Raw genomic sequence first — 23,419 nt, 5'->3', positions numbered from 1 at the left:
CTCCACAAAATTATCCTAACTTTGGACTACCCAACTGACACAGTTTACACATAAATAAATAGTCCAGATGTTAAGACCTTGGCAATTAGAAATTCAGCTAAACACAAATGCGGCAAAAGCAATTTATCTGCAAATCGCCGATGCTATAATTGAAGCAATCAAAACAGGAATGCTCAATAGCGGAAATGCGCTGCCCGGAAGCCGACAGCTCGCAGGATTGCTAAAAGTCAACCGAAACACTGTAATTGAAGCTTTAGACGTTTTAATTGCTGAAGGTTGGCTGGTTACACTCGAAAGAAAAGGGACTTTCGTAGCCGATATTCTGCCCATAACTTCCGAAAGCACCAGTCAAAAGCAAAAAACAAATTCTACTGTAGAAGAAATACAGCCCTTAATTGTTTTTGATGATGGAATCCCCGACAGCCGAATTGCCCCGATGAATGAACTCGCCAGAGCGTACAGACAGATTTTTAACCGAAAATCACGCTGGCAAATCATGGGATACAGCACCGAGTATGGAAATTTAGAATTTAGAAAAGCCATTGTGCAGATGCTCAATTTTAAAAGAGGCATGAATATCACTCCAGATGAAATTTGTATTACACGCGGAAGTCAGATGGCCATGTATTTAACCGCCAACCATTTACTTTCTAAAGACGATTATGTAATGGTCGAAAATCCGGGGTATCAGCCCGCCTGGGAGACATTTAAAAACAGCGGTGCTAAACTGCTTCCTGTAAATGTTGACAAAGATGGTTTATTGATCGATGAGGTCGAAGCCTATTTGAAGCAATTCGATAGCATAAAAGCAATCTATGTAACACCGCATCATCAATTTCCAACAACAGTTACCTTAAGTCTGAAGCGAAGATTAAAACTCATCGAACTGTCCAACCAATACGATTTTACGATTATTGAAGACGATTACGACAATGAATTTCATTTTGGACAACGCCCGATTCTGCCCATTTCAAGTTACAGTAATGCTAAAAATACGGTGTACATTGGAACCCTGAGCAAAATTGTCGCACCGGCATTACGAATCGGCTATCTGGTAAGTAACCGGGTAACTATTTTAAAAGTGGGTAAACATCGAAAAATAATTGATGTACAAGGAGATAACATTATGGAAGAGGCGGTTTTACAACTCATAAACGAAGGCGAAATAAAAAGACATCTAAAAAGAACGACCCTTATCTATAAAACAAAACGCGATTATTTTGAAGCCATTTGCAACAAATACCTTAAAGACAAAACCACCTTTATCAAACCCGATGGCGGCCTCGCTTTTTGGATAGTTCCCAATTCAGCTGTCAATATTTTTGAAATTGCCAATCAGCTGCTGCTAAAAGGAATAAAGATAATGACTCCTGAAAAATATAGTTTTGACCAACCCATATCCGGATTCAGACTTGGCTATGCCTCCCTAACCGAAAAACAAATCGAAGACGGCATAATCGAACTTGCTAAGTTGTTGTAAATAGATAGATTATTGCTTTCAAGTTTCAGGTTTCAGGTTTCCTGTTGAAAAAAGTAAGTTCTACCAGAACTAAAGTTCCACAACTCACAACTTGAAACAAATAAAACTTGAAACTTGAAACAAACAAAACTTGAAACTAAATTTAATTATATTTGATTCTTGCTATAAAAAACCAAACCATGAAACTTTTTACCCTTATCCTTTCACTTTTCTCCATTACCCTTTTCGCTCAGAACAATAAAAAATACGACACCTATTTTGAAAAAGGAAACGGAAATCAATCAGCTTCGTATCAGGAAACTATTGCTTATTATAAAATGCTGGCTCATGATTTCCCAACCCTTCAGGTGAAAGAAATGGGATTAACAGATTCAGGTGAACCATTACACACGATCACTTACAATCCCGAAAAAGAGTTTGACTTTGAGAAAATCCAAAAGAACAAAGCGGTACTTTTTATCAATAATGGAATACATGCCGGAGAACCTGACGGAATTGATGCTACCATGCAATTCTACAGAGATTTGGCAACCGGAAAACTGAAAGCACCCAAAAATACGGTTCTGGTTTGTATTCCGGTTTACAATATCGGTGGTGCGTTGAATCGAAACTCAACCACAAGAGCCAATCAGGATGGGCCGGAAATTTACGGTTTTAGAGGAAATGCCCGCAATTACGACCTGAATCGCGATTTAATGAAATCGGATACCCGAAATACAAAGAGTTTTGTCGAAATTTTTCAGCAAATAAACCCTGATGTTTTTATTGATAATCACGTAAGCAACGGCTCCGATTACCAGTACAAACTCACTTACATCATGACACAGCACAATAAGTTAGGAACGGTTCTGGGAGACTATATGAATACCGAAATGATGCCTGCTTTGGTCAAAGACCTACAACAAAAGAAAATCGAAACAACACCTTATGTAGATTCTTTTAAAGACACTCCCGATAAAGGTTTTGGACAGTTTGTAGACAGTCCGAGATATACTACGGGTTATACTTCGCTCTTCAATACCATCGGATTTGTAGTGGAAACACATATGCTGAAAAAATATGCCGAACGTGTAAAAATGACTTACGAGTACACCAAATCGACTTTGAATTTTACCGATGCCAATTACCTAAAGATCAAAGAACTTCGTGTAAAAAATCTGGAACAATACCAACCTAGAAAAAACTATACCTTAAAATGGGCACTGGACAGCACAAAAGCCACTACGTTTTTGTTTTCAGGTTATGAAGCCGGTTATAAAAAAAGCGAAGCTACAACAGGAAACAGATTGTATTACGACCGAAGCAAACCGTATAAAAAAGAGGTGCCTTATATCAAAGAATTCAAATCAATAAAAGACGTGGTTATCCCTTTTGCTTATATCATTCCGCGTGGTTATTGGAATATTATTGACCTTTTGAAGAACAATGCTATTTCGTTTACACAACTTAAAAACGACACTATTATTGAGGTTGAAAGCTATAAAATTGCCAATTTTAAGACTGTCTCCAATGCTTACGAAGGACATTATCTACATTACAATACTACCGTAAATTCTAAAACTGTAAAAATGGCTTTTGCCAAAGGAGATTATCTTGTTCCAACAAACCAAAAAGGGGTAAAATACCTGATTGAAGCGTTTGAACCTGAAGGTGTTGATTCGTTTTTTAACTGGAATTTCTTTGACACCGTTTTACAGCAAAAAGAACATTACTCCGGATATATTTTTGAAGATACAGCCGCAAAACTGCTCAAAGAAAATCCAACTTTAAAAGCCGAGTTAGAAAGCAAAAAACAAACCGATACCGAATTTGCTAAAAATCCTGACGCACAACTCGATTGGATTTACAAACATTCTGCCTATTACGAAAAGGCGCATTTGCAGTATCCTGTTTATAGGGTTCTGTAAAGTTTTTTTAACCGCAAAGAGCGCAAAGTTTTTTTGATTTTGAATGAGTTGAAAAACGCTAAGAACGCAAAGCTGTACGTTTAGAACTTTGTCAAAGTTTGAAACTTGATAAAGTTCTATATATTATGGTTTTCCATAATGATTCTGATTTCTAAAATTTTATATTTGAAATATTAATTTACAAAGTAACCTTAACAAACATAGGTAGAAATGAATATTAAACACAAAGAGATAATTATTGAACCTCAAAACCCATTTGCAAATTGTAAATTGGATAGAAAAAAATATTCAGAAGTTTTAACTGGAATTATTGAGGCCTATTCCGAAGGTTTTGTTCTTGCAATAAACAATAAATGGGGAACTGGTAAAACAACGTTTATAAGAATGTGGGAACAAGACTTAAAAAATAATGGTTTTCAAACAGTATATTTTAACGCTTGGGAAAATGACTTCGAAAACAATCCGTTAGTAGCTTTAATGGGAGAATTAAAAGCTTTGACAAATAAACCTACAGATCCTGCGTTTCAAAAAATATTAAAAAAAGTTTCTATTTTATCAAAACATGTTATCCCTATTGTAGCACAATCAGTTGTTGATAAATACATTGATACCAAAGGAATTAAAGATGCTTTTGTAGAAGCATCTAAAGGTGTTGCTGATTTATTTGAAAATGACGTAAATGAATATTCTAATAAAAAGAAAAGTATTCAAGAATTTAGAACTGAATTATCACATTACATAGCTAATACAACTAATGGAAAACCATTAATATTTATAATTGACGAACTAGACAGATGTAGACCAAATTATTCGGTTTCTATCTTAGAACAAATAAAGCATTTCTTTTCAATTCCTGATATTGTATTTATATTATCAATTGATAAAGAACAATTAGGGAATGCAGTTCGCGGAGTTTATGGAAGTGACAGAATAGATTCTAATGAATATTTAAAACGTTTCATTGACATTGAATATTCAATTCCAGAGCCCGAGAAAGATGTTTTTTATAAATATCTTTATTCTTATTTTAACTTTGATGATTTTTTAGAAAATGATTCAAGAAAAAGACATTCAGAATTAGCATATGACAAAAGATCTTTTTTACAATTTTCAACTATTTTATTTGCAAATGATTCTGTAACACTTCGTCAACAAGAAAAAATATTTGCCCATAGTCGTTTAGCGATGAGAGCATTTGGAGAAAACATGTATTTAATTCCGGAAGTTTTTCTTTTTCTCGTATATATAAAAGTTCTTAGTGAAGATTATTATTATAATATTAAATCTAAAACATTATCAATTTCAGAACTACAAGAAAAGTTTTATGCAATTATAAAAAACAAACTTGATGAAGATACAGAAAGATCGTTAACATGGCTTGAAGCATATTTGGTACTATTTTATTCAAACCTAATCAAACCTTCTAGTAGAATGAATAATATATATAAATATGATTCTCAAGTCGGAAAAAACACTTTATTAATTGAATCAATAATAAATAAAAATGATCCAGAAAAATTTTTAGATATTTTTGAAAATATAGAAAGAGCAAGAAATGGAGGTAGTCTAGATTTAAGTCACTTCATAAACAGAATTGACTTAACAGAATCTATAATAAACTAATCCGTAAAAAACACGACCGAAACGCCTTCCTTAGCAATAAATAAAATCAAAAAGCCTAATCAAAACAATTTTTATTAGGCTTTTTTTAATTCCAAAAAGAACAAAAAAACACTTATCCTTCCATATCTTCTCTAAAAACTCAACTTTTTCTTTTTCAGCCTGAACCAAACGCTTATAAAGTTTTTCATTCTCTTCTATAGATTCCATTAATTTATCCAGTGGATTAAAAGTACAATGGTTGTTAAAAGTCCCGGCCACTATTATCTGTGAAACTATTAAAATAATTAATCGCGGCTTCGTCTGAAAAATTCTTAAGCGCTTCAACACTTACTCCCAAAGCTTTTGCAACAGCAGCAAGTTTTTCATCGTCTATCGTTTCTCTGTTCTCTAAAGCAGATATTGCTTGTTGATTGGTGCCTAAACTAAATTAAAAGTTAAAAAATGTTTTTTTTTGATTTACACCGACCTAAAAACAACAAAGATTTTCAAGAAGTTAATTTATATTTGTTAAAACTATAACCAAACCACTAAACCATTTTAAACCAAAAACCAAAATGAATACCTCTTTTTATCTTGAAAATTTTCAAAAAGCAGCGGATCGTCTCGATCAAAAAATTCTAAACGAAAAATCAATTGAAGTTGCTGTTGGAATTTACTTAGATTCCGTTTTTATAAAGCTATATAAAAAAACCTGGTCCACTAATACTGATGAAGCCTTAACTTCCGAATCCCGAATTTTCTTTTCGGTTTGGGTTAGTGCTTCAGACATAGAAAAACAAAGGATAATGTACAACATCCATGCTTTAAAACTTAGAAAATTCAAAGTTTACACCATAGAAAGCCGAAAATTTGCAGAAATATTCAGAAAATCATTCAAAACTTATGAAGATAAGTGGCCTAATGTAACAACAAAACATGGCCCATTAACTTTGATGGAGGGCTGGTTACAACTTGATTTAGAAAACATTCAGGAAGAAATCCTAAAACTTTCCCATAACTTCTTAGCGATCGAACATCTGATCGATGACACACTTGATCAATTTAAGAAAAACAACTAAAAATCCTGCTCGTGAGCCTATTCAGAATCAATTTCAAATCCTTACAATTCAAATATCTTCACGAGCAAAACTTTCATCCTTTGGCTAAAAATCAAAGCTGATTTTTAGAACCTTTTTACTGGCTATTCTCGTCTTTTATTCCTTTTAACAATGCATAAATGGCCATGGCATGCCCCTGCCCTAATTCATAATCTGCCTTAAGCCAGTTTACAATATCTCCGGCTTTTACTTCTGGTTTGAGTTTTCCCTCTTGTGTAAATGCTTTTTGTTCTGCTAAAGCTCTAAATTCAGCCGGACCATTGCCAGTCTTTTCTTTGATTGTTTTTAAATACGCTTGAAATGACATAAAATATGGGGTTAGTTGATTAATCTTACAATAAACGAAAATACAAATTAAACTTTAATTTTGTTTATTGTAGTTTATATTCATTTATCATCATTACTTACACTCCATTCCTTCTTCGCTAATCACCAATAAATCTACTACTTAAACCCTTAACAGAACTAAAACAAAAAAGCCAGCGGACAGAATACCACTGGCTTATTTAGCCTTTTATGCTTTTAAACTTATTCCTTCAATTGATTCTCTTCTTCAAACAACAATTTGATGTTTTCATAGGAGTTTTTCAGTGCTTCTTTAATTTGTTCCGGATTTAACCAGGCCACTTTTTCAATTCCCTCTTCCAGTTGACCTTGCGGAGTGCCTTCAAAATCGGTATGCATTTCAAACCAATGTGTGATTTTGAGTTTGTACTTTCCGTTACGTTTGAAAATGTGATACGTTTTTTGAAGTTTGTTGGTAATACGAAGTTGGTTAACCCCGGTTTCTTCTTCGACCTCACGAATGGCTGTAGCTTCAATCTCCTCTCCTTTCTCGATTCCGCCTTTTGGCAGATCCCACTTTCCATTCCTGAAGATAAATAAAACTTCGCCTTTTTTATTGTACACGAAGCCTCCACCTGCTTTATTTACAGGAATTTTAGCTTTTAAAGTCTTCATAATCTCCTTTTCATCAGGATGATACAGATAAGCCTTTTGAATTTTATTTTGAAAGATTTTCACTATAAGCTGCTCGATATCAATGCTCTCTAACAAGAATAATTGAAAATTAGTCTCTCTTGAGATTTCATTTGTCAAAAAAAGTGGTTTGTCGTTCACAAAAACTTTATACATTTGTACTATGATTTTTAATAAAGATACTGCCGAAAAAACAGCCGAATTGCTTTTGCAAATAAATGCAATTAAATTGAATCCCGAAAATCCTTTTACATGGGCTTCAGGTTGGAAATCGCCTATTTATTGTGATAATAGGTTAATTCTTTCATTTCCAAGCATCCGAAATTATGTTCGTGATGAGTTTGCGAAAAATATAGAAAAACAATTTGGAAAACCAGATGTCATTGCCGGAGTTGCTACCGGAGCTATTGGTGTTGGAATCCTTGTAGCCGAAAGCCTTGGACTTCCCTTCGTATATGTGCGTCCTGAAGCTAAAAAACACGGAAGACAAAATCAGGTAGAAGGTTTTCTGCAAAAAGGTCAAAATGTTGTGGTTGTTGAAGATTTAATCAGCACCGGAAACAGCAGTTTGATGGCAGTAGAAGCTTTACGCAATGAAGGAGCCAATATTAAAGGAATGGCTGCCATTTTTACTTATGGTTTTAATGTGGCCGAAGAAAACTTTAAAAATGCCAATATCGATTTGTATACCTTAAGTAACTACGAAAACCTATTGGATTTAGCGGTTCAAAAACAATACATTAGCGAAGAACAACAGTCTACTTTACAAGAATGGAACGTGAGTCCATCAACCTGGGGACAGGAAGAGGAGTAATTTTAGATTGCAGATTTTAGATTTTCAAAAAATAGCTTCGCTCTTTTTTGAATTTAATATCAAATCCAGCTTTTCGAACTTTGCGTTTATAAAGAAAAAGAAATACAAAAAACCTTGCGCCCTTTGCGGTTAAAATAAAAAACAAAAAATATATGAACTTAGAAAGTCCAAAAGTTACAGTTCAGAAATCAGCTCAGGATTTATTTGATTTATTGACTGATGTAAAGAATTTTGAAAAATTAATGCCTGATAATATCGCAAAATTCGAAGTAATCGGCGAAGACGCTTTTATTTTTGGATTGAAAGGTATGCCGGAAATAAAACTTAAAATGAAAGAAAAAACAGCACCGAACAAAATTGTTTTGGGAGCTGCAAGTGACAAACTTCCGTTTACCTTAACTTCGAATATTGATAGTGTTTCTGATTCAGAAAGTGCCGTTCAACTATTCTTCGAAGGAGAATTTAATGCGATGATGGCCATGATGATTAAAGGACCAATCAGCAAATTTATCGAAACTTTAGCAAACAATATGACCAAGCTTTAATAATTATTAATTGTGAATTATTAATTTTAAATTATTAGTTGCAAATTATAACAGAAGCCCGATTTAACGATCGGGCTTTTTTTTTGCACCATTATTCCTGGCTCGTGGAAATAAAAGTCTTTACTATATAAATCATCAATCTTTGTCGATTTTCTCGCGAAGATTTCTCCTCACGTCGAAATGACACGCGATACGATTAATCCCCAAAGCCTTTGAACCTTTGCCTCTTTGAGCCTTTGTTGCTTTGAAAGTCTCAAAAAACACTTCAGACTCAAAAAACAACACTTCAGCACTATAAATTATTACATCCTGAATTATTAATCGAAGTTTGATCCATTAACCAAGCAAAAACAAAAAAATGGAACCAACGATCAAAATTTTAATTTACATTCATGCCTTCTTTGGAGGAATCGGACTTATTACCGGAATAGCGAGCGTTTTAGTCAAAAAAGGAAGTGTGCTTCACAAAAGAATGGGCAACTTATTCTCTATAGGAATGATTATTAGTTCGCTCCTCTCCCTCCCTATTTGCTGGATGCCCAAGCATCAGAATATCTTTCTGTTTCTAATTGGACTATTCACCATCTATCTGGTAATTTCAGGAAACAGGGTTCTTAATTTTAAACACAAAACAAAAGCTGATTTTTACGACAAACTGATTTCAGGAAGTATGCTGTTTTTCTCGGTAATCATGATTGCAATCGGAATCAACTGTCAATTGAATTCTGTTCAGAACGGTATTTTATTTACTTTCTTTGGCGGATTTGGCCTTTATATGACAGTGAAAGATTTTATCTTCTTTAAAAACGTATCCAAAACCAATAATTGGCTGTCCAAGCATATCGGAAAAATGATCGGAGCACTCATTGCATCGATAACCGCTTTTATTGTTGCCGGAATAGGACTTGGAAATATAATCGCGTGGATGGCACCTTCTATCCTCGGAACGTTCTATATACTGTACTGGAATAAAAAAATAGCTCCAAAAACAGTTAAAGCAGTAAAGGTTTAAATAGTACTCCAAACCGATTCAGCAGATTTTACAACCATTCTAGCACAATGCAGTCAAAACCTTAGCACCTTAGCAACTCAGAACCTCAGAACCTTTAATAAAGCATCTGAATCTCTTTAATATCAAACTCCGAGACAGAGTCGTCTTCCAGTAAAATTTGAATTTTACCTACAGGAGATACACCCTGAATGATTCCCATGAAATTTTGATTCTTGAGATTCTTAAATGGCATAGGAACTCCTTTTCGGAATAGTGAATTGAAATAAGTGGCCCATAAATCTTTGGAATTGACTTCCCATAGGTTTATTTTCTCCTTAATTTTTTCAACAATTAAGTGAGGCAAAATATCTTTATCAAAACTATGCCTGGAAAGGACTGCCAGTGAAGAAGCATTTGGCAGTTCGTCAAAATTAGTTTGATTGACATTTAACCCTAATCCAACAACTGACACGATTCTGCCATCGCTTTTAAGGGTATTTTCGATAAGTATGCCACCAATTTTCTTATTGTATGACATAATGTCGTTTGGCCATTTTATACTTAAATCAGGAATATTTAACGATTTTAAGGCTTCAAGTACACTCAAAGAAACGATAACGCTGAGGTTAAAAACCTGTTCATTATTAAAGACAAAATCTTTTACCAAAACACTCATAATTAAGTTTTTACCCGCTTCAGACTGCCACTTTGCCCCCATCTGCCCCTTGCCTTTTGTCTGATTTTCAGCCGTTACCACGGTAAAATTATCGGGCTCATCGTGACTTGACAATGATTTTAGGAAATCATTTGTAGAATCTATGGCATCGAGTTTGATTAGTTTCATTCAAGTAATTTAAATAACTTAATTTAATATTTTGTTAAGGTTCAAAAATAATAACAAAATTTGGTAACTTTACAAATTCATATAAAATAATTCATGGCGAAAAAGACTGTTAATAATGATGTTCTATTGGCGAACATAATCAAAGGGATTGAAGAAGTAAAAGGAAATGATATCGATATTCTTGACTTAAGAGAAATAGACACGGCAGTTTGTGACTATTTTGTCATTTGCAACGGAAGTTCAAATACCCAAGTTAATGCCATTGTAAATTCAATTCAAAAAACTGTATCTAAAGACTTAAAAGATAAACCGTGGCACGTAGAAGGAACCGATAATGCTGAATGGGTTCTGATGGATTATGTGCATATCGTAGTACACGTTTTCCAGAAACATATCCGAGAATACTATAATATCGAGAGCCTTTGGGGTGACGCCAAAATAACTACAATCGAAAACAAATACTAAAGAAAATTTCTTCTAATGGCTAAAGATAATAATCCAAATCCGAGTAAATTTAAAATAAGTCCCTGGTTAATATACACTGCAATACTTCTGGTTTTTTTATTTATAAGTTTTGCAACCGGTGGATCAAACTTAAGCGAGCCTGCTCAATTGACTTCTTCTAAATTCAATACTTTATTAGAAAAAGGACAAATTGAAAAAGTAATCGTTTATAATAAAGCTGAAGCTGAAGTATATTTAAACGCTGCGGCCCTTAAAGACGCGGCTAATAAAAAAGTAGCTAAAGATATTTTTGACAGACCTAACAAAGGTCCTCACTATACTTTAGAAATTGGTAACGATCAAATTTTTCAAACGAAGCTGGAAAAAGCAGTTGTTGAACACAAACTGAAAGACTACAACTTCTTACAGAAAAACAACTGGAGCGACATTTTAATCAGTCTGCTTCCAATCATCATCATTATTGGTGTATGGATTTTCATCATGCGTAAAATGTCAGGTGGTGCCGGTGGCGGTGGCGGACAAATTTTCAACATTGGGAAATCGAAAGCTAAATTATTTGATGAGAAAACCGACATTAAAACTACTTTCAAAGATGTTGCTGGTTTAGAAGGTGCAAAAGAAGAAATACAAGAAATTGTAGAATTCTTAAAAACCCTGAAAAATACACTAATCTGGGAGGTAAAATTCCAAAAGGAGCCTTATTAGTAGGGCCTCCGGGAACTGGTAAAACCTTACTTGCAAAAGCGGTTGCGGGCGAAGCTCAGGTTCCGTTCTTCTCTTTATCAGGATCTGATTTCGTAGAGATGTTCGTAGGAGTTGGTGCTTCACGTGTTCGTGACTTATTCAAACAAGCAAAAGAAAAATCTCCTGCTATTATCTTCATCGACGAAATTGATGCAGTTGGTAGAGCGAGAGGAAAAAGCAATATGTCAGGCGGAAATGACGAAAGAGAAAATACTTTGAACCAATTGCTAACCGAAATGGATGGTTTTGGTACAAACTCTAACGTAATTGTTCTGGCGGCTACCAACAGAGCTGATGTTCTTGACAAAGCGTTAATGCGTGCAGGTCGTTTTGACAGACAAATTTTTGTTGACTTACCGGACATTCGCGAAAGAGCTGAAATTTTTGCAGTTCACTTAGCGCCTATTAAAAAAGTAGAAGGTCTTGACCTTGATTTCTTAGCCAAACAAACTCCGGGATTCTCTGGTGCTGACATCGCAAATGTTTGTAACGAAGCAGCCTTAATTGCTGCCCGTAACAACAAAACTGCAGTAGACAGACAAGATTTCCTTGATGCTGTTGACAGAATCATTGGCGGACTTGAAAAGAAAAATAAAATCATTACACCGGAAGAGAAAAGAGCAATCGCAATTCACGAAGCCGGTCACGCAACGGTAAGCTGGATGTTAGAGCATGCTGCACCGTTAATCAAAGTAACTATTGTTCCTCGTGGACAGAGTTTAGGAGCTGCCTGGTACCTTCCGGAAGAAAGACAAATCGTTAGAACAGATCAAATGTTAGACGAAATGTGTGCTACTATGGGTGGAAGAGCTGCTGAAAAAGTAACTTTCGACCGAATTTCAACAGGAGCATTAAGTGATCTTGAAAAAGTTACACGTCAGGCTCGTGCTATGGTAACCATTTATGGATTGAATGATAAAATTGGAAACGTTACTTATTATGACTCAAGCGGTCAGAGTGAATACAATTTTTCAAAACCATATTCTGACGAAACTGCCAAAATCATTGACAAAGAAATCTCAGAATTAATTGAAGGCCAATACCAAAGAGCCATTCATATTCTTGAAGAAAACAAAGACAAGCTAAATCAATTGGCTGACATATTAATTGAAAAAGAAGTTATTTTTAAAGATGACTTAGAAACAATTTTCGGAAAACGTAGTTTTGATAAAAATTTAGAAGAAGTCGTTTCCTAAAGAATTCACTAAATATGTAATATTTTTTAAAATCTTAATTCAAAATAGCCTTTTGAATTAAGATTTTTTTATCTTTGAACGTTTTCAATTAACATGTAAAGTATTTCATATAAAATGAATTTTTTCAAAAAAATATTTGGTTCCAGCGACGCTGCTTCTGACGAGGAACATGAAAGTGAATACGGGGGGAATCAAGCTCCGGACAGTCATTTATCTATTGATGAAAGATTCATTTTCAATTTCAAGAAAAATGGCGGTAAATTCTTGTATTGTGAAAACAAACAAGAAGTTGCAGAACAGTTTGAAAACATCCTGGAAGAAAACGACTGGTTCGAAAATGAGGTTCTGTGTTATGAACCTGCCCTTTTTAGTTTATTGGAAGAAAACAAACTACTTTATATCTCTCCGCGAAATCCAAAATTTTTATTGGCCACCTGCGAGAATCTAATTGCCGATGAAGGCTCTATCTTGTTTTCATCCAAACAAATCAGACAGGATAAACCAAACGAATTACCTGCAAATATTGTCATAATTGCCACAACAAGTCAGATACTTTCGATCAAAAGTGATGGCCTTAGCGCTATCAAACGCAAATACGAAAGAGACTATCCTACTAATATTACCACAATAAAATATTTCGAAAAAGCGAAAGAAGAAGATTTTACACAATACGGAAGTGTTGCCAAAAATCTGTATTTATTGCTCTTAGAAGACCTTTAAGATGAACGAAACACTCAAGAGAACCATTTCTGGTGCTGTTTATATCGCTTTATTATTAACTTCTATTCTGTTTTCTACCGAAAGCTTTATTATTCTTTTTGGCATTTTTCTAATCATCGCCACTTATGAATTCTGTAATTTAGTTGGAATCAATAAAATAATTTCTATTTTATTTGTTTCTCTTTTCTACAGCACTGTCGCTTTAATTAGTTTTTACAAAGCCGAAACAGAAAATTATATTAGTAAAACCATAAAAGAGAACATTCAAATTACGGTTGATACCGAAAAACTCTTTTCTGTACTGCTTATTATTACCCTGATTGTATCTGTAAAATGCATTGTGTTTTTGTTTGATGACACACAAATCATCAGCAAATCGTCCAAATACATCTATTTACTGGGATATGTCACACTTCCTTTTCTTTTTATCACTAAAATTTCATTCGGAATTAAAGATTACAATCCAAAAATCATCATCGGATTATTCGTTTTGATCTGGACCAATGATACGTTTGCCTATTTAGTGGGGAAATCAATGGGGAAACATAAATTATTTGAACGTATTTCGCCTAAAAAAACGATTGAAGGCTTTCTCGGAGGAGTTGTTTTTGCAGCCTTTGCCGGTTTTTTAATCTCAAAACTATACATACAGCCAAAACCGGATTTTAGTACTAAATCTATTTTAATTTGGATGATTATTGCTTTAATCGTTAGTGTCTTCGGAACGATTGGTGATTTGATTGAATCTAAATTCAAAAGAGTTGCCGGAGTAAAAGACAGCGGTTCCATCATGCCGGGTCACGGAGGTGTATTAGATCGACTAGATAGTGTTATATTTGTAGCACCAATTATATTTTTATTTTATCAAATTTTATACTATGTTTCATAAAGAAGGAGGCCCATCTATTTTATTAGGCACTGTTTTCGCAGTAGCTGTACTTTTAATTGCTGAGAAATTCATTGATATCAATTGGCTAAGAATACTAGTTCAGCTAGCTGGTGTATTGGTTTTAATTATCATTTTGCAATTTTTCAGAAATCCAAAAAGAATCGCAATCAGAAACAGCGATCACATTCTTGCTCCGGTAGACGGAAAAGTTGTTGTTATTGAAGAAGTTTACGAAGGGGAATATTTCAAAGACAAACGTCTTCAAGTATCCATCTTTATGTCGCCAATAAACGTACACGTAACCCGTTACGCAATGGACGGTATTATTAAATTCAGCAAATACCACCCTGGAAAGTTTTTGGTAGCCTGGCATCCAAAAGCAAGTGAAGAAAACGAAAGAACAACAGTTGTAATTGAAAACGAAACTTTCGGACAAGTATTATACAGACAAATTGCTGGTGCTTTGGCGCGCAGAATTGTTAATTATGCTAAAGAAGGAATGCAGGTTGTACAAGGAACAGATGCAGGATTTATTAAATTTGGTTCAAGAGTAGATTTATTTTTACCTTTAGGTACTCCAATCAATGTAGTATTAAACCAAAAAGCAATTGGTGGAAAAACCATCATCGCTACAAAAGCTTAATGACCGAAAAAGATTTAGATACTCGTTTTTCAGAGGCTGTTGAGACCGCTTTAAAAATGACTCAGGCCGCGCTGCCACAAGACGTGCAGTTAAGGCTTTATGCCTATTACAAACAGGCCACTTTTGGAACAGCGGTGTACAATCAATCGGATAATTTTGATTTACGAAATGCTTTCAAAACAAATGCCTGGATGCAAATAAGTCATTTGACAGCTGATGAGGCTAAAGAAAATTATATCGCAATCATTAATGCATTAACATCAAAATAACTAACATTATGAAGAATAACATTGTTCGTTTCAGCATTTTAGCTTCATTTTTTCTATTATTTTCTTGTAATGATAATAAGCTAACCGAGGTTGTCGAAGTTCCTTTACCAACAAAAGAAGAAAAAATTACGATTGGATCACCAAATGATGTCAAAGCGGACCCGGGTTCGTTTGAAATGACAAAATTGCCTTTTGCCTACGATGCTTTGGCTCCTGCAATCAGAACACTTACTTTAGAGACACATTATTCAAAACATTATTTGACCTATACCAACAATTTTAATAAAGAAATTGTGAATACGGAGTTTGAAAATATGCCTATCGAAGATATTCTTAAAAAAATGGATCTTAGCAACGCTAAGCTTCGTCAAAATGCAGGTGGCTATTACAATCATACGTTATATTTTAATATCTTGACACCAAAAGAACTAACGCCAAAAGATACTTTGGCAGGTTCGATTAACAAGGAATTTGGCTCTTTGAGCAATCTTACCAGTCAGTTTAAAGGTCAGGCCACAAAACAGTTCGGATCCGGATGGGTTTGGCTGGTAGTCGACAGGGCCGGAAAACTTCAGGTAACTACAACAGACAACCAGGACAATCCTTTGATGAAAAATGCTCTGATTCCCGGAACGCCAATTTTAGGGATCGATCTATGGGAACATGCTTATTATCTGGATTACCAAAATAGAAAAGGAAGTTATATTGATGCTTTTTATCAGCATATTAACTGGGAAAAAGTAAACGAATATTACGTCGAGGCTTTGAAAAAAGTCAAAAAAGTATAAATCATAAAAAAGCTGATACCACTAAGTATCAGCTTTTTTTATGCGCTTAAATGAAGCAAAACCTAATTCTTGTAAATCTACTTCAACTCATAAATAAATGACTCAGAAGGCGCTATTTTAACTTTCACAACTCCTTCTCCATTATTCACTTTCAAGTACACGACACTCTTTTCATACAGCTGGTCTTTAAGTTCGCAGATTCCCTCCTTCAAATTCCATTTTGCAATAATATCCGAAGGAATCTTCAACTCAAATTCACTTGTTTTTTCGGAAGAAAAATTAGTCACTATTATTAGCTTTTGATTCGCCGACCAGCGCACATACGAATAAATCAAATCATCGTAATGGGGCGTATTCTGACGGTTTATACTTTGAATTTCCTGAAAGTCCCCCATCAAAGCTGGACTCGTAATCAAGAAGTTTAACAATCTCTTGTAAAAATCGCGAAGGTTTTTCTCTGAATCTGAAAGCTGTCCTCCGTCAAATTTTCCGTTATTCATCCAGCGCTGATGATTTGGTACGCCGATATAATCAAATATTGAGGTTCGGGAGCGGGTTCCAAAACCAGCATTTTCATTTGCTGCCTCTCCTACCTCTTGTCCGAAATAAATCATCGTTGGCGCCGTACTAATGGTTGCCGAGACTACCATTAAAGGTTTTCCGCGTTCCGGAGTTCCCGCAAATTCAGGACTCGCTAGGCGCTGTTCGTCATGATTGTCTAAAAAATGAAGCATATGATGTTCAATATCTGCCATTCTTTTTTGAATATCCGACAACTCATCTGGCAACGATTTTCCGCGAATAATATCTTTCAGCTTATCATAAGTCTCCACTTTATCGTACAGATAATCCATTTTTCCTAAACGGATGTAATTGCGATACTCATTCGGATTGTATACTTCTGCCAATAAAAAAGCATTTGGATTTTTCATTTTGATCGCCGAGTTCATATAACTCCAAAATTCGTACGGAACCATCTCGGCCATATCATAGCGAAAACCATCTACTCCTTTATCGATCCAATACAAAGCGATCGACCTGAATTTCTTCCAGGAATCCGGAACGTCTTTGTCCTTCCAAAAAGCAAAATGCTCCTGATACGATTTTTGATCAAATCCGGCAGGCAGTTCAGCAAAATCCTTTGAACCATCAGGACGGATTCCGTAATTTACTTTCACCGTCTCATACCAGTCATTTTGGTCCGGTTTTACTTTTCGCGAGCCATTTCCCGTCCATTTTGCAGGATTCTCATCAAACACACCATTCACAAGAACATTTTTCTCTCCGTTCAACGGAATATCTCCATCCGGAATTTCAAAATGATTGTTTGGGATATAGTAAAAGTTATTATCTCGTTTGTACTCCACATGGACATCATCAGCAGCGCCAAAATCCTTCACTCCGACCGGATTGCTTTTTCCTTCGTATTTCCGTGCAATGTGATTGGGTACAATGTCAATAATCAGCTTTAATCCCACCTGATGTGTACGTTTGATTAAAGCCTCAAATTCCTGCAATCGGTTTGCCGGATTCACTGCTAAATCGGGGTTAACATTGTAATAATCTTTTACCGCATACGGAGATCCGGCACGGCCTTTTACCACCTCTGGATCATCATCCGAAATCCCATAGACTTTATAATCCCCAACCAATGCGTGATGCGGGACACCCGTGTACCAAATATGGGTTACTCCTAAATCTTTGATTTCATGAAGTGCTTTGTCGGTAAAATCATTAAATTTTCCAACACCGTTCTCTTCAATAGTCCCCCAGGGTTTATTGGTGGTATTTTTATTCCCGAACAAACGCGTGAAGACCTGATACACCACAATCTTATTCTCTTTAGCAACCTCTTCTTTACTTGCGTTCATTTTTAGATCTTTGGTTTTACATGCTGAAAACAACAGGACGGCAGACATTCCTGCAACAAAAATTTTCTTATTTATCATATTTACTTTAATAATCTGATTTGTTTCCTGACTAAAAATTATACTTCTAATTCCGGAAATCACTTCCTAAATTTAGGCTAATTTTTAAATTCATCAGAAAACTAAAAACATTTTTGTTAGTGCACCCCTTCAAAATTATGAACTACAACGTAAGAGTAAGATGTTTTGTTGATAAATTAGATTCAAAACTACATGGATAAATAGTACAAGGTTAGCCTTTGAAATGACTTAAAATTACGGAAACCATCAGGCTTTACGGCTCTTGCGCTCTTGCCTCTCTAAAAATAAATTGGCGTTGATAAATTAATCTTAATATCCATAAAGGTTCTAACCTTTTTCATAAATTTGACAAAAAATTAATCCATTGAAGAAATTACTATTTTTCATATCCTATTGTTTGCTTTTTTTAAGCGTACAAGTCCTTTTTGCTCAAAAACCTAAAACAATAATTGTTGAAAATGCTGATTTTCAAGAAATCAACGAAAACGAAATCCCGGGTGCTTTACTATTAATTGGAAACGTAAAAGTAAATCACGATGGCGTTGTGCTTACCTGTAATCGCGCTTATTTTTTTCAAAAAGAAAACTATCTAAAAGCCTTTGGAAATGTACAATTAGTGCAAGGTGACACCTTGTTTCTAAACAGTAAATATGCCGAATACAGCGGAAATGTAAAAAAAGCCTTTGCAACCGGGGATGCCGTAATGAGTTCTCCCGATGCCACTTTAAGCACCGATACCATAAACTTTGACCGAAATATTCAACAGGTATTCTACAACACAAAAGGTACTATCATCAACAAAGACAATACACTGGTTAGTAAATCGGGAAGGTATTATGTTGCCGAGAAAAAATTTCAATTCTTAACTGCCGTTACCATTACCAACCCAAAATATGTTATAAAATCGAACCATTTGGATTATTATAGCAATTCAGGACACTCTTATTTACTTGGTCCTTCCACCATTACCAGTAAAGCCAATTACATTTATACCGAAAGAGGCTTTTATGATACCAAGAAAAATTTGGCGCATTTTCTGCGGAAATCCTATATCAAATACGATGACCGTCTCATAGAAGGCGATAGTTTGTACTACAATCGAAATATCGAATTTGCCTCTGCGACCCGAAATGTAAAAATCACAGACTCCATCAATCGGGGGATTGTAAAAGGCCATTATGCCGAAATTTACAAACTTAAAGATTCAATGTTCGTGACCAAAAGAGCGGTAGCCATAAATCTGGTCGAAAAAGATTCGGTTTATATTCATGGAAAAAAACTGATGGTGACCGGAAAAGAAGGCGAGCGTATTTTACGAGCTTACAACAACGTGCGTTTTTACAAAATAGACATGAGTGGAAAATGTGATTCTATTCATTCGAATTCTAAAACCGCTTTGACAAAACTGATTGGAAATCCAATTCTTTGGAACGGAGAAAGTCAGATTACCGGAGATGTAATGCACCTTATTGGCGATAAAAATACCCAAAAACTGGACTCTTTAAAAGTCCTCAACAACACCTTTATTGTCTCACGGGATACCCTCGGAACCGGCTACAATCAGGTCAAGGGACTCAATTTGTTTGGAAAATTCAAGGAAGGAAAACTACACGATGTCGACGTGATCAAAAACACTGAGGTGATCTATTACATGCGCAATGACGACAATGAGTTAATCGGAATCAACAAAAATGTAAGCAGTAAAATCAATCTGATCATAGAAAACAATGATATTGAAACCATTACTTTTTTCAACAAAGTAGACGGTGACGTATATCCTGAAGCCGATTTACCTGAAAATGCCCGTAAACTAAAAGGCTTACGTTGGCGAGGCGACGAACGAATAAAGTCGAAAGACGATATTTTTACCGCTGAAGACAATGAAATGAACGATAAATTAGTCCAGGAAGGAAAAGACGAAGAGGCTAAAGATAAAGATACTCCAATAAAAGTCAGAAAAGAAACGCTGGATTACGACAAAAAGAAACCCGCGGTGAAGAAAACTACTAATGCTAAGAGTAAAAAATAGTTTTCAGTTTTCAGTTTTCAGTCGCAGTTTTCACTAACTGAAAACTGAGGCTAATGTCACCTAGAAACTTAAAAAAATGAACTTATTTCCAGCAAGTAATTATACTTTCAAAATCATTGGAGAACAATCAGAATCTCTCGATCGCTTAAAAAGAAGAACAGAAAGCAGTGAAAGTTTGGCTTCAAAAATAACGGATAAATCATTTATTGGAACAATCAACAATAATGCATTTACAATAATTTCATCTGAAATAGGTAAAGGCGCATTTTGTGTATTAAGCGGCGAAATTGTTGACAACAATGGGGTTATTAATGTAGAAATAAATAAAGCGTTTAAAATTTTATTAAGCTTCTTCATTTGTCTTCCTCTGGCAGGACTAATTTTGCAAGCAATTTCTCAAGACAACAAATTTTTAATCCTTTTTATCTTAATAGCGATGCTTGAATGTTTAATGATTCGATATATATTTATTGAATTTACATTCAGAAAATTATCTAAACAAAGTCTAAACCGACTTAGCGATGTATTGGATATTGAAACACTTGAAAAAATTAAGAACGATTAAAGCATTCGTTTTTCCTGCATATAAAACTAAAAAAACTTAGATTCTTAGAACCTAAGCAACTTAGAAACTTAAAAAAAAATGAATCCAGATTTTATAAAATACCAGGCACAAACTTCACCATACCCATTGGGAATGGAGGTTTCACACGCCATTGGCTCGTACATTTACGACACTAACGATAAAAAATATTTAGATTTTGTAGCAGGTGTTTCTGCCTGTACACTTGGGCATCAGCACCCGAGAGTCAATCAGGCCATTAAGGATCAGCTCGACAAGTATTCGCATGTGATGGTTTATGGCGAATATTCTCAAAGTCCGGCGGTACAATATTGCAAACTAATGGCTTCGCTCCTGCCTGAATCTTTAAGCAAAACGTATTTGGTTAACTCAGGAACAGAAGCGATTGAAGGCGCATTAAAACTAGCCAAACGAACAACAGGCCGCAGCCAGCTCATTTCCTGCCACAATGCCTATCATGGCAATACTATGGGATCTATGAGTGTTATGGGCTTTGAAGAGCGCAAACAGGCCTTCAGACCCCTGCTGCCGGATGTTGATTTTATTACCTTCAATAACGAAGAAGATTTACAAAAAATAACGACCAGAACTGCTGCAATATTATTAGAAACCATTCAGGGAGGTGCCGGATTTATTGAACCTCACAACAATTTTCTTCAAAAAGTCAGAAAGCGTTGTGATGAAGTTGGTGCCCTGATGATCGTTGACGAAATCCAGCCTGGTTTTGGCCGAACGGGAAAACTATTTGGCTTTCAGAATTACGATGTCGTTCCGGATATTGTAGTGATGGGAAAAGGAATGGGAGGCGGAATGCCCGTAGGTGCTTTTACAGCTTCGGCAGAAAAAATGGATCTTTTGACCGAAAATCCGAAACTGGGACATATTACCACTTTTGGAGGCCACCCTGTCATTGCGTCAGCCTGCCTGGCTACTTTGCAGGAATTAACTGAAACAAACATAATGCAGGAGGCTTTAGAAAAAGAAAAACTCTTCAGATCGCTTTTGGTACATCCTTTGATAAAGGAAGTTAGAGGAAAAGGACTAATGCTTGCCGCGATGACCGAAACTGCCGAAATAACCAATGAAGTTATTTTAAACTGTCAGGACAAAGGGCTTATATTATTCTGGTTGCTTTTTGAAGGATGCGCCATAAGAATAACACCTCCATTAACCATTTCTGAAGAAGAAATCAAAGAAGGCTGTGCCATAATTTTAGAGGTTATGGATGAAATCCTGAAAAAGAAACAACAAGTTTAATAAAACGCATGATAACCGGGATTTGTTTCCCATCGGTATCTAAAAATAATAACAAATAATCTTTTTATAAATCAGAAGATTATGACTAAAAACAGAATCGGAATTCTGTCCATATTGTTAATTAAATTGTTCAAAACAATTAATTTCCTTTCCCCACAGCAATAATATGGTTGCCTAAATTTATAACAGGCTAATTTCAAATAAAGAGAGTATGCAATTAAGCAACGAAGAAGAAGATTATAACCTATCCCTATCCAAATTTGAGTCGATGTTAAAAACTAACAAAGTACTCTTTTTTGATTCTGAAGAATTCGAAGAAATTATTCTTCATTATTTAGACATAGGTAAGGCTAATTTAGCAAAGAAGGCCTTAAAACTTGCATTAGACCAACACCCAAAATCTACAGGCTTAAAATTAGTACAAGTAGAAATGCTGGTTTACGACGATAAACTGGAAATCGCCGAAAAACTCTTAAATGAGTTGTATGCAATTGAACCGAATAACGAGGAAATTTACATCCAGAAAGCCAATATCTGTTCTAAGAGAGATCAACACGAGAAAGCGGTAGAATTGCTTAAGATTGCCCTGCAATTTACAGATGATTACGCCGACGTGTACAACCTGATTGGAATGGAGTATCTTTTTATGGATAACCTCGAGATGGCAAAAGACAGCTTCATCAAATGTCTTGAAGAAGACTTAGAAGATCAGTCTGCTCTTTACAACGTGGTGTATTGTTTTGAATTTTTAGATCAAAACCAGGAAGCCATTGTGTATCTTAACAATTATATCAACAAAAACCCGTATAGCGAAATTGCCTGGCACCAGCTTGGACGTTTGCATTATGGTGTAAAAGAATACGAAAACGCCATTCGCGCTTTTGATTATGCAACGCTGATTGACGATGAGTTTTTGGGCGCTTTCATGGAAAAAGCAAAAGCTTACGAACGTTTAAAAAAATACAACGAAGCTATCGAAAGCTACAACCGTACTATCGAACTTGACGATGCCACTTCCTATGCTTTATTGCGTATTGGAAAATGCTATGAAAAACTCGGAAATTCGGCAAAAGCGTTACAATACTACAATCAAACAGTACATGAGGATCCGCTTTTAGACAAAGGATGGATCGCCATTACAGACTTTCATGTACGCCAGAAAAATTTTCAAAAAGCCCTGTTTTTTGTCAACAAAGCACTTGCAATCGACAATCAAAATCGTTTGTACTGGAAACGTTATGCAACGATCAACAAACAAATGAACTTTTTTGAAGAAGCTGAATTTGGATACCGAAAAGCGGTTGAATTTGGAGATTACGCTTTGGACACCTGGTTATTCTGGGTTGACATTTTGCAGTTTCTGGGTGAATTTGAAAGTGCCATTCAGACCCTGCTGCAGGCCACTGAATATTTCCCGGAAGAAAACGAAATCGAATACCGATTGGCAGGATTGTATTTCATGATTCAGGACACTACCAAAGCTAAATTTCATTTGAGTAATGGTTTGCGTTTAAACTTTGATAATTACATTTTAATCGAAGATTTATTTCCGGTAGTATGGTCGAAAAAAACGGTTCAAAATTACATTGAAAAACACAGAAAATAATA

Annotated in this window: 21 protein-coding genes and 2 pseudogenes; 18 read left to right on the top strand and 5 right to left on the bottom strand. The window is 35.2% G+C overall.

Features of this window, described 5'->3' with window-relative positions; translation table 11 throughout:
* The first annotated feature begins 67 nt into the window (after nt 1-67).
* The 3 genes from OLM61_RS15755 to OLM61_RS15745 all read left to right on the top strand — a co-directional run bounded on the left by OLM61_RS15755 (nt 68) and on the right by OLM61_RS15745 (nt 5,010).
* Nucleotides 68-1,480, top strand: coding sequence for a PLP-dependent aminotransferase family protein (locus tag OLM61_RS15755; RefSeq protein WP_264523570.1), 1,413 nt, complete (start codon nt 68-70; stop codon nt 1,478-1,480).
* A 179-nt stretch (nt 1,481-1,659) separates the two neighbouring features.
* Entirely contained in the window at nt 1,660-3,387 is a 1,728-nt protein-coding gene (locus OLM61_RS15750; protein WP_264523569.1) for a M14 family metallopeptidase, read from the top strand.
* Between the two features lie 210 nt (nt 3,388-3,597).
* Entirely contained in the window at nt 3,598-5,010 is a 1,413-nt protein-coding gene (locus OLM61_RS15745; RefSeq protein ID WP_264523568.1) for a KAP family NTPase, read from the top strand.
* A 111-nt stretch (nt 5,011-5,121) separates the two neighbouring features.
* On the opposite strand, the pseudogene OLM61_RS15740 reads toward OLM61_RS15745, so the two are convergent.
* Nucleotides 5,122-5,434, bottom strand: a pseudogene (locus tag OLM61_RS15740) (helix-turn-helix domain-containing protein); the annotation flags it as partial.
* A 130-nt stretch (nt 5,435-5,564) separates the two neighbouring features.
* On the opposite strand from OLM61_RS15740, the gene OLM61_RS15735 reads away from it, so the two are divergent.
* Nucleotides 5,565-6,068, top strand: a complete 504-nt coding sequence (locus OLM61_RS15735) for a hypothetical protein (protein ID WP_264523567.1) — start codon at nt 5,565-5,567, stop codon at nt 6,066-6,068.
* A gap of 115 nt (nt 6,069-6,183) precedes the next feature.
* Here the strand turns inward: OLM61_RS15735 and OLM61_RS15730 are convergent, their stop codons facing one another.
* Together OLM61_RS15730 and OLM61_RS15725 are read right to left on the bottom strand one after the other, a co-directional pair.
* On the bottom strand, nt 6,184-6,414 hold the full coding sequence (locus tag OLM61_RS15730) for a DUF4287 domain-containing protein (RefSeq protein ID WP_264523566.1): 231 nt from the start codon (nt 6,412-6,414) through the stop codon (nt 6,184-6,186).
* Nucleotides 6,415-6,635: 221 nt separating this feature from the next.
* Entirely contained in the window at nt 6,636-7,241 is a 606-nt protein-coding gene (locus OLM61_RS15725; protein WP_264523565.1) for an NUDIX hydrolase, read from the bottom strand.
* A 7-nt stretch (nt 7,242-7,248) separates the two neighbouring features.
* On the opposite strand from OLM61_RS15725, the gene pyrE reads away from it, so the two are divergent.
* The 3 genes from pyrE to OLM61_RS15710 all read left to right on the top strand — a co-directional run bounded on the left by pyrE (nt 7,249) and on the right by OLM61_RS15710 (nt 9,456).
* Nucleotides 7,249-7,899, top strand: a complete 651-nt coding sequence (gene pyrE, locus OLM61_RS15720) for an orotate phosphoribosyltransferase (protein WP_173966806.1) — start codon at nt 7,249-7,251, stop codon at nt 7,897-7,899.
* Between the two features lie 152 nt (nt 7,900-8,051).
* Nucleotides 8,052-8,444 carry an SRPBCC family protein gene (locus OLM61_RS15715; RefSeq protein WP_264523564.1) on the top strand — a complete coding sequence of 131 codons (393 nt, stop codon included), beginning with the start codon at nt 8,052-8,054 and terminating at the stop codon, nt 8,442-8,444.
* A gap of 358 nt (nt 8,445-8,802) precedes the next feature.
* Entirely contained in the window at nt 8,803-9,456 is a 654-nt protein-coding gene (locus OLM61_RS15710) for a hypothetical protein (protein WP_264523563.1), read from the top strand.
* Nucleotides 9,457-9,550: 94 nt separating this feature from the next.
* Here the strand turns inward: OLM61_RS15710 and OLM61_RS15705 are convergent, their stop codons facing one another.
* Nucleotides 9,551-10,279, bottom strand: a complete 729-nt coding sequence (locus tag OLM61_RS15705) for a biotin--[acetyl-CoA-carboxylase] ligase (RefSeq protein WP_264523562.1) — start codon at nt 10,277-10,279, stop codon at nt 9,551-9,553.
* 93 nt (nt 10,280-10,372) lie between these two features.
* Here OLM61_RS15705 and rsfS point away from each other — a divergent pair, with 93 nt between their 5' ends.
* From rsfS to OLM61_RS15670, 7 genes and pseudogenes are all read left to right on the top strand, one after another.
* Nucleotides 10,373-10,744, top strand: a complete 372-nt coding sequence (rsfS, locus tag OLM61_RS15700; RefSeq protein ID WP_017496527.1) for a ribosome silencing factor — start codon at nt 10,373-10,375, stop codon at nt 10,742-10,744.
* A gap of 15 nt (nt 10,745-10,759) precedes the next feature.
* Nucleotides 10,760-12,684: pseudogene (gene ftsH, locus OLM61_RS15695) on the top strand (ATP-dependent zinc metalloprotease FtsH).
* A gap of 114 nt (nt 12,685-12,798) precedes the next feature.
* On the top strand, nt 12,799-13,404 hold the full coding sequence (locus OLM61_RS15690; RefSeq protein ID WP_173966648.1) for a lactate utilization protein B/C: 606 nt from the start codon (nt 12,799-12,801) through the stop codon (nt 13,402-13,404).
* Between the two features lies 1 nt (nt 13,405).
* Nucleotides 13,406-14,293, top strand: coding sequence for a phosphatidate cytidylyltransferase (locus OLM61_RS15685; protein ID WP_264523561.1), 888 nt, complete (start codon nt 13,406-13,408; stop codon nt 14,291-14,293).
* On the top strand, nt 14,283-14,936 hold the full coding sequence (locus OLM61_RS15680; RefSeq protein WP_173966650.1) for a phosphatidylserine decarboxylase family protein: 654 nt from the start codon (nt 14,283-14,285) through the stop codon (nt 14,934-14,936). Before OLM61_RS15685 ends, OLM61_RS15680 begins: the two co-directional genes overlap by 11 nt.
* Nucleotides 14,936-15,205, top strand: a complete 270-nt coding sequence (locus OLM61_RS15675; protein ID WP_264523560.1) for an acyl-CoA-binding protein — start codon at nt 14,936-14,938, stop codon at nt 15,203-15,205. Before OLM61_RS15680 ends, OLM61_RS15675 begins: the two co-directional genes overlap by 1 nt.
* A gap of 8 nt (nt 15,206-15,213) precedes the next feature.
* Nucleotides 15,214-15,993 (top strand): superoxide dismutase, encoded by a 780-nt coding sequence (locus OLM61_RS15670; protein WP_264523559.1) that lies wholly within the window; start codon nt 15,214-15,216, stop codon nt 15,991-15,993.
* Between the two features lie 77 nt (nt 15,994-16,070).
* On the opposite strand, the gene OLM61_RS15665 is transcribed toward OLM61_RS15670, so the two are convergent.
* Nucleotides 16,071-17,942, bottom strand: a complete 1,872-nt coding sequence (locus OLM61_RS15665) for an alpha-amylase family protein (protein ID WP_264523558.1) — start codon at nt 17,940-17,942, stop codon at nt 16,071-16,073.
* Between the two features lie 364 nt (nt 17,943-18,306).
* On the opposite strand from OLM61_RS15665, the gene OLM61_RS15660 reads away from it, so the two are divergent.
* The 4 genes from OLM61_RS15660 (at nt 18,307) to OLM61_RS15645 (ending at nt 23,417) form a co-directional block, all read left to right on the top strand.
* Nucleotides 18,307-19,971 (top strand): OstA-like protein, encoded by a 1,665-nt coding sequence (locus OLM61_RS15660; RefSeq protein ID WP_413614361.1) that lies wholly within the window; start codon nt 18,307-18,309, stop codon nt 19,969-19,971.
* Between the two features lie 76 nt (nt 19,972-20,047).
* Nucleotides 20,048-20,536, top strand: coding sequence for a hypothetical protein (locus tag OLM61_RS15655; RefSeq protein ID WP_264523557.1), 489 nt, complete (start codon nt 20,048-20,050; stop codon nt 20,534-20,536).
* Between the two features lie 78 nt (nt 20,537-20,614).
* Nucleotides 20,615-21,811, top strand: coding sequence for an aspartate aminotransferase family protein (locus tag OLM61_RS15650; protein WP_264523556.1), 1,197 nt, complete (start codon nt 20,615-20,617; stop codon nt 21,809-21,811).
* Between the two features lie 211 nt (nt 21,812-22,022).
* Nucleotides 22,023-23,417, top strand: a complete 1,395-nt coding sequence (locus OLM61_RS15645; RefSeq protein WP_173966655.1) for a tetratricopeptide repeat protein — start codon at nt 22,023-22,025, stop codon at nt 23,415-23,417.
* Nucleotides 23,418-23,419: the final 2 nt, after the last annotated feature.

The organism is Flavobacterium sp. N502536 (assembly GCF_025947345.1).
Taxonomy (GTDB): Bacteria; Bacteroidota; Bacteroidia; order Flavobacteriales; family Flavobacteriaceae; genus Flavobacterium.
This window is presented reverse-complemented; position numbering and strand designations above follow the sequence as displayed.